Origin of the sequence: Acinetobacter sp. V2 (assembly GCF_001188385.1) — a bacterium.
In the GTDB taxonomy this organism is placed as follows: Bacteria; Pseudomonadota; Gammaproteobacteria; order Pseudomonadales; family Moraxellaceae; genus Acinetobacter; species Acinetobacter oleivorans.
Window position 1 is genome coordinate 1,340,302 of record NZ_JZFB01000001.1, and the last position, 5,384, is coordinate 1,345,685.

A 5,384-nucleotide genomic window follows, 5' to 3' on the forward strand; every position below is an offset into this window, starting at 1 on the left:
CGGTTCAAATTATAAGTCACAGAAGGCTGGCTCAAATTCAATTTATCAGCAGCTTTACTAATATGCCGAGACTCATAGATACAGACAAAAACTTTAATCAAACCTAAATCCATGGTTCTGATCCTTTAAATACTCTAAACAAAGACTTTAACTTCTTTGCTTAGAGTTTAGTTCCTTTTACAGGAATAAAATGCTTAATTCTTATGGAGATATACTTGAATTTAGCATTACACGTTTGGTTCGATTACAAATACTTATAGCGATCACACTTAAGGTTGCCAGCACACAAGGAATAGCTAGTGCGATGAAATTATATTCAATCGGTAAGTGCAAGCTTAAAAGCCAGCCACATAAAATCGGACCTAAAATCGCCCCAATACGACCTACACCTAAAGCCATACCAATACCAGTACTGCGAATTGGTGAAGGATAAAACTGGGCCATATAAGCGAGTAATAAAATTTGCCCGCCGATAGACGCCGCTCCTGCAATGGCAATACAGAGATATAAAATGGCCATGGGTAAAGCATAGCTCAGCAAGTAAAGTGAAATTGCGCCCGCTAAGAAAAGTGAACAAATAACTTTACCTAGATGAAAACGATCAGCAAAGTATCCTCCACCGATTGCACCTAACATCCCGCCCAAGTTTAGCGCCAATAAAAAGACCAGACTGGTTGATAAATCATATCCCGCCTCGACCATAAGTTTTGGTATCCAGTTACCGAGCGCATATACCATCAGTAAAGCCATAAATACACTCAGCCAGAAAAACACAGTGACTAAAGCACGGTTTTCGGTAAAAAGAGCAACCAAAGGTCGAGCCGCAGTTTGTTGATTTTCTTGGTGTAATACGATGCTCGTATGATCAGCTATGTTGTGTTCTGGCGCTAACTGTTTAAGTAAATCACGCACCTCATTCCATTTTTTCTGGCGAACCAGATAATCAATTGATTCGGGTAAAAATTTCCAAATAATCGGTAATGAAATGAGTGGAATACCCGCCAAAATAAACATGATTTGCCAACCAAACTTAGGAACCAACCACATGCCTAAAAGCGCTGAGCTCATGCCACCAATCGCGTAGCCGCTAAACATAAGTGATACTAAAGTTGATCGTAATTTCTTTGGGGCAAACTCGGTCATTATGGCAATGACATTTGGCATTACGCCGCCCAAACCGAGGCCGGCAATAAATCGATAAATGGCAAACTCTTTAGGACTGTTGGCAAAACCACATAACACCGTAAAACCACTAAAAATGAAGACACACAGTATAATTAAACGCTTACGGCTAAAGCCATATGACTCTAATTTGTCGGCCAAACTACCGAAAATCATGGCACCAAACATCATGCCAAATAATGCAACACTGCCCAGCAATCCAGCAGTCATACTATCTAACTGCCAATGTTGCATGAGCTTAGGCAATGCCACACCATAAATGACTAAGTCATAGCCATCAAAAATAATAATGAGCGCACTCAGCCAGATCACCCGCCAATGTAATGGTGTTAATCTTGCGTCATCAATCAATTGATTTGCATTTAGTTTTTCCATAATTGCTTTCCTTAGCAAATTGTGTGTAAAACAAAAATTTATTTAAATGGTTGCCATTCCTAGCTGATGTAATCGTTGCTGTGCTTCTGCAACATCCTTTTCTAGGTCGTGTTGCCATAACCAATCAAAGCGATGCTCAAGATGTTCGCCAATTTCGGCAAACGTTGGGTACTGAGTCGAATAACACTCATAAATTTCGCCAGACTCACGAGAAGTTTGCTGAACACGACAAGCACGTTTTAAACGGAGCTTTTCATATATCGAAGACACATCGGTTAACTGATTTGCTTGTAAGTTTTTTGTCGACAATAAGGCCGCAAGGATTAATGCATCTTCAAGACCTTGGCCTGCTCCTGCACCTTGGTGAGGTAACATGGCATGTGCAGCATCGCCCATGACAATGACATGACCTGAGGTACTTTGATAAGTCGAAAGTTCTTCAATTTCATGTAAGGCCCAAATGGTAGGCTGTTCAATTAAACCGAGTAATGTTTGGCAGCTTTCACTCCAGTCTGAAAAATCGGAAAGCATTTGAGCCTTATCGACAGGCTTAGTCCACGGTGTATCGGCTGGTAGTATTGTATCTTCACGGTTTGAGTAGAAAGCAACAATATTAATTTGCTCCCCCTTACGAATCGGGAACGTTAAAATATGTTTGTCTTTACCCAATAACATTTGCGGAATATCTGCTAAATCTGTATCGCCATTTATTTGCTGCAAAGCTTCTTTAAATGAAGCGTGAGAAATAATGCCACGATAAGCCCAGGTTCCTGAAAAACGTGGATGAACTGGTGGTAAATGATGAGAAGCTAAAACATATTGGCGAGCCACAGAGCGGATACCATCAGCCCCAATCAAATAATCACATTCATGCTGACTACCATCATTAAAGTGTAAAATCACCTGATCATCTTGTTCTTCAATCGCCTCTAGGCGTTTAGAAAAGTGGACATTTTGCGTAGGCATGTGAGGAATAATGGCATCAAGAAAGTCAGCACGATGAACAGATGACTGCCCTACACCTGTCGCGATGGATGCAGATAAATATTCATCGGTATAACCATTACGCCATTGAAACCAAACATCTTGAAATGGTGGCGATACTTTATCTGCAATTGCATGATATTCGTTAGCTAAACCTAACAATTCAATGGCTTTGACTGCATTGGCACCAAAAGAAATCCCTGCCCCAATTTCAGAAAACTGAGGGGCAGATTCAAACATTTGGACATCTAAATGGGCGTGTTTACTTAAATTACTTGCTAAAGCCAGACCAGCAATACCACCACCGACCACGGCAATTCGAATATGTGTATTCATGTGTTTATTCCTTAAACATCATTATCATTTTCACATATTCATTTTTGAGAAGTTGGCTTATAAAGTCCAATTAGTATTTTTTTTGTTCAATTATTTAAAAATTAAATAATAGCCATTTGGGCGAGCCTCTATAAAGTCTAAAGGTCGCCCATGCTAATAAATGATTGTTAAAACACTTTATGGTGTGCCTGGCGGGGTTCCAATAGCATATTTCATTGGAGCTTCATAAGTTGTCTCTGCAACTGGCGAAACACGCCAAATCGTATTGCCCACATCATCTGCAACTAACACAGCACCTGAGAAATCAATTGCTACACCCACAGGGCGACCATACGCTTTGCCTTTATCGCTGAGGAATCCAGTCAAAATATCTTGCGGTGGACCAGAAGGTTGACCACTTCTAAATGGTACAAAAATGACTTTATAACCACTGTGAGGCTTACGGTTCCAAGAACCATGCTGACCGATCAATGCACCGCCTCTAAATTGCGGCATGAGTTCGGCTGCATAAAATGTGAGGCCTAAAGAAGCCGTATGGTTGCCTAGTGCATAGTCTGGTTTAATTGCACGGGCAACCATTGCTGGATTTTGTGGTTTAACTCGTACATCAACATGTTGACCATAGTAGCTGTAAGGCCAGCCATAAAAAGCGCCATCTTGAACTGACGTCATATAATCGGGTACTAGGTCACTCCCAATTTCATCGCGCTCATTAACAACCGTCCAGAGTTTTCCACTTTGAGGTTGCCAAGCCATACCATTTGGATTACGTAGGCCCGTTGCAAATGGGCGTGACTGACCACTTGCGATGTCAAACTCCGTAATTTGTGCTCGGCCTTTTTCTTGATCTAATCCATTTTCAGCAACGTTACTGTTAGAACCGACGGTAATGTACAGCTTGGTACCAGCTGGGTTAGCAATCACATTTTTGGTCCAATGGTGATTTAAAGGGCCACCTGGTAAGTCCAATACTTTGGTTCCACTGGCTGTAATTTGAGTTTCACCTTGTTGATAAGGAAAACGCACCAATGCATCTGTATTGGCGATATATAAGTTATTACCGACCAATGCCATACCAAATGGAGAATTTAAGTTTTGAAGAAATACCGTTTTCTGGTCAGCGACACCATCCCCATTGGTATCACGAAGTAAGCTAATACGGTTTGCGCTTGGATGAGATGAGCCTGCACGTCTCATCACAAAAGACATAATTTTACCTTTAATTCCTTTGCTGTCTTCTGGTTTAGGCGGGGCATCCGTTTCAGCAACTAATACATCGCCATTTGGTAATACATAAAGCCAGCGTGGGTGTTCAAGTCCTTTGGCAAATGCTTTGACCTTTAAACCTTCTGCTGGTTTTGGCATTACCCCACTCGGCCAGCCTTCTGCTGGCGCTATATTAACGGTTGGTAATAGACTTGATTTAGGCTCAGGTAATTTTGGATCTGGCCCATAACTGTCGGTAATTGGATATTGAGAGGATGAAGCGCATCCAGCTAATGTAATTAAAACCGTAGTGCCCAAAATTGGCAGTAAAAAACGTGTCGTCATGGGTTATCTCCATTTATTTTTTGTCGTCATGGAAATAGCGTAATTTATGTTTGCAATTAAACAAGCAACTTTAATGGAGTCTTTTGTTTATGGCTTGAAAAAAACGTTCTTTATCTTTTGGTGAAATCATCACTGAAGTAATTTCTCCATTTTTCATATAATAAATTTTAAGTCGATCTAATGAGAGTGCTGGAGATGAAAGTGGATTATGAGTAGGCTCTATTTCGGTAATATCATCAATATTAATTTTCCATCGGAATACCAAGCTCTTAATCATTAAAGTGTTGTTTTCTACCATATAATAAGTATTAAAGATGGGGAGCCAAATAAGAAAAATGATTAAACTATAAATGACGAGATGTGGAAAATTTGAAGCTAAAGAATAATGATGATTTGCTTCATAAATTTTCATAAGGATATTGGCAGTGATAACAACAAATATTAATAAAAGCCACCAATCAATTTTTGATCTAAATTTCAAAAGTTATCCTCCACGTCTAAATATCATTTATAACGAGTCTTTCTATATATTTTTTTAATAAAATAATTGAACTAAAAATTAGCTTTAAATGTTAATGATACAAAATCTCGATCATCTATGGTGCTAAATTCATTAGAACCAAAAAAGTTATTATAGGCAATCTCTGTTGTATATTTTTGCTGATAAGTCATAGATAACGCTGCACTTATACTCATTTGCCCTTCTTGAAAGTTTTGGCTATATCCATAAACATCATGTCTAAAACTAAGACTTGGTGTAATCACTGTAGAGGGTAAAATATCTTGATAATTTAATGCGCCACGTAGTCGGTAACCAAATGACCATTCATTAAAAAAACCATTTTTACTACAAAAGCGTTCATTTAAATTGTCTATTTCTGCATTGGTAAGATGAGCTGTACCATACGGCGTACATTTAAATTCGCCTGTTTCAGGATTATAAGCCCCTGTTGAAA

Annotated in this window: 6 protein-coding genes; all 6 read right to left on the reverse strand. The window is 39.3% G+C overall.

The features are described from left to right. The coding region (locus UC75_RS20375) for a helix-turn-helix domain-containing protein (protein ID WP_228137217.1) at positions 1-113 on the reverse strand (113 nt) is incomplete at its 3' end. A gap of 88 nt (positions 114-201) precedes the next feature. Continuing rightward, the gene (locus UC75_RS06135) at positions 202-1,557 is read right to left on the reverse strand and encodes an MFS transporter (protein WP_049837026.1); all 1,356 of its coding nucleotides are present in this window, start codon (positions 1,555-1,557) and stop codon (positions 202-204) included. 42 nt (positions 1,558-1,599) lie between these two features. Then, the gene (gene salA / locus UC75_RS06140) at positions 1,600-2,877 is read right to left on the reverse strand and encodes a salicylate 1-monooxygenase (RefSeq protein ID WP_049837027.1); all 1,278 of its coding nucleotides are present in this window, start codon (positions 2,875-2,877) and stop codon (positions 1,600-1,602) included. Positions 2,878-3,054: 177 nt separating this feature from the next. Next, positions 3,055-4,428 carry a PQQ-dependent sugar dehydrogenase gene (locus UC75_RS06145; protein ID WP_049837028.1) on the reverse strand — a complete coding sequence of 458 codons (1,374 nt, stop codon included), beginning with the start codon at positions 4,426-4,428 and terminating at the stop codon, positions 3,055-3,057. 70 nt (positions 4,429-4,498) lie between these two features. Further along, positions 4,499-4,909, reverse strand: coding sequence for a PH domain-containing protein (locus UC75_RS06150; RefSeq protein ID WP_049837029.1), 411 nt, complete (start codon positions 4,907-4,909; stop codon positions 4,499-4,501). 71 nt (positions 4,910-4,980) lie between these two features. Then, positions 4,981-5,384 (reverse strand): DUF1302 family protein (locus UC75_RS20380; RefSeq protein WP_228137122.1); only part of this gene is annotated, 404 nt, incomplete at its 5' end.

Bases quoted from the DNA above. Each gene is read 5' to 3' on its own strand.
- UC75_RS06135 (WP_049837026.1), bottom strand. From the start codon at position 1,557: ATGGAAAAACTAAATGCAAATCAATTGATTGATGACGCAAGATTAACA.
- UC75_RS06145 (WP_049837028.1), bottom strand. From the start codon at position 4,428: ATGACGACACGTTTTTTACTGCCAATTTTGGGCACTACGGTTTTAATT.
- salA (WP_049837027.1), bottom strand. From the start codon at position 2,877: ATGAATACACATATTCGAATTGCCGTGGTCGGTGGTGGTATTGCTGGT.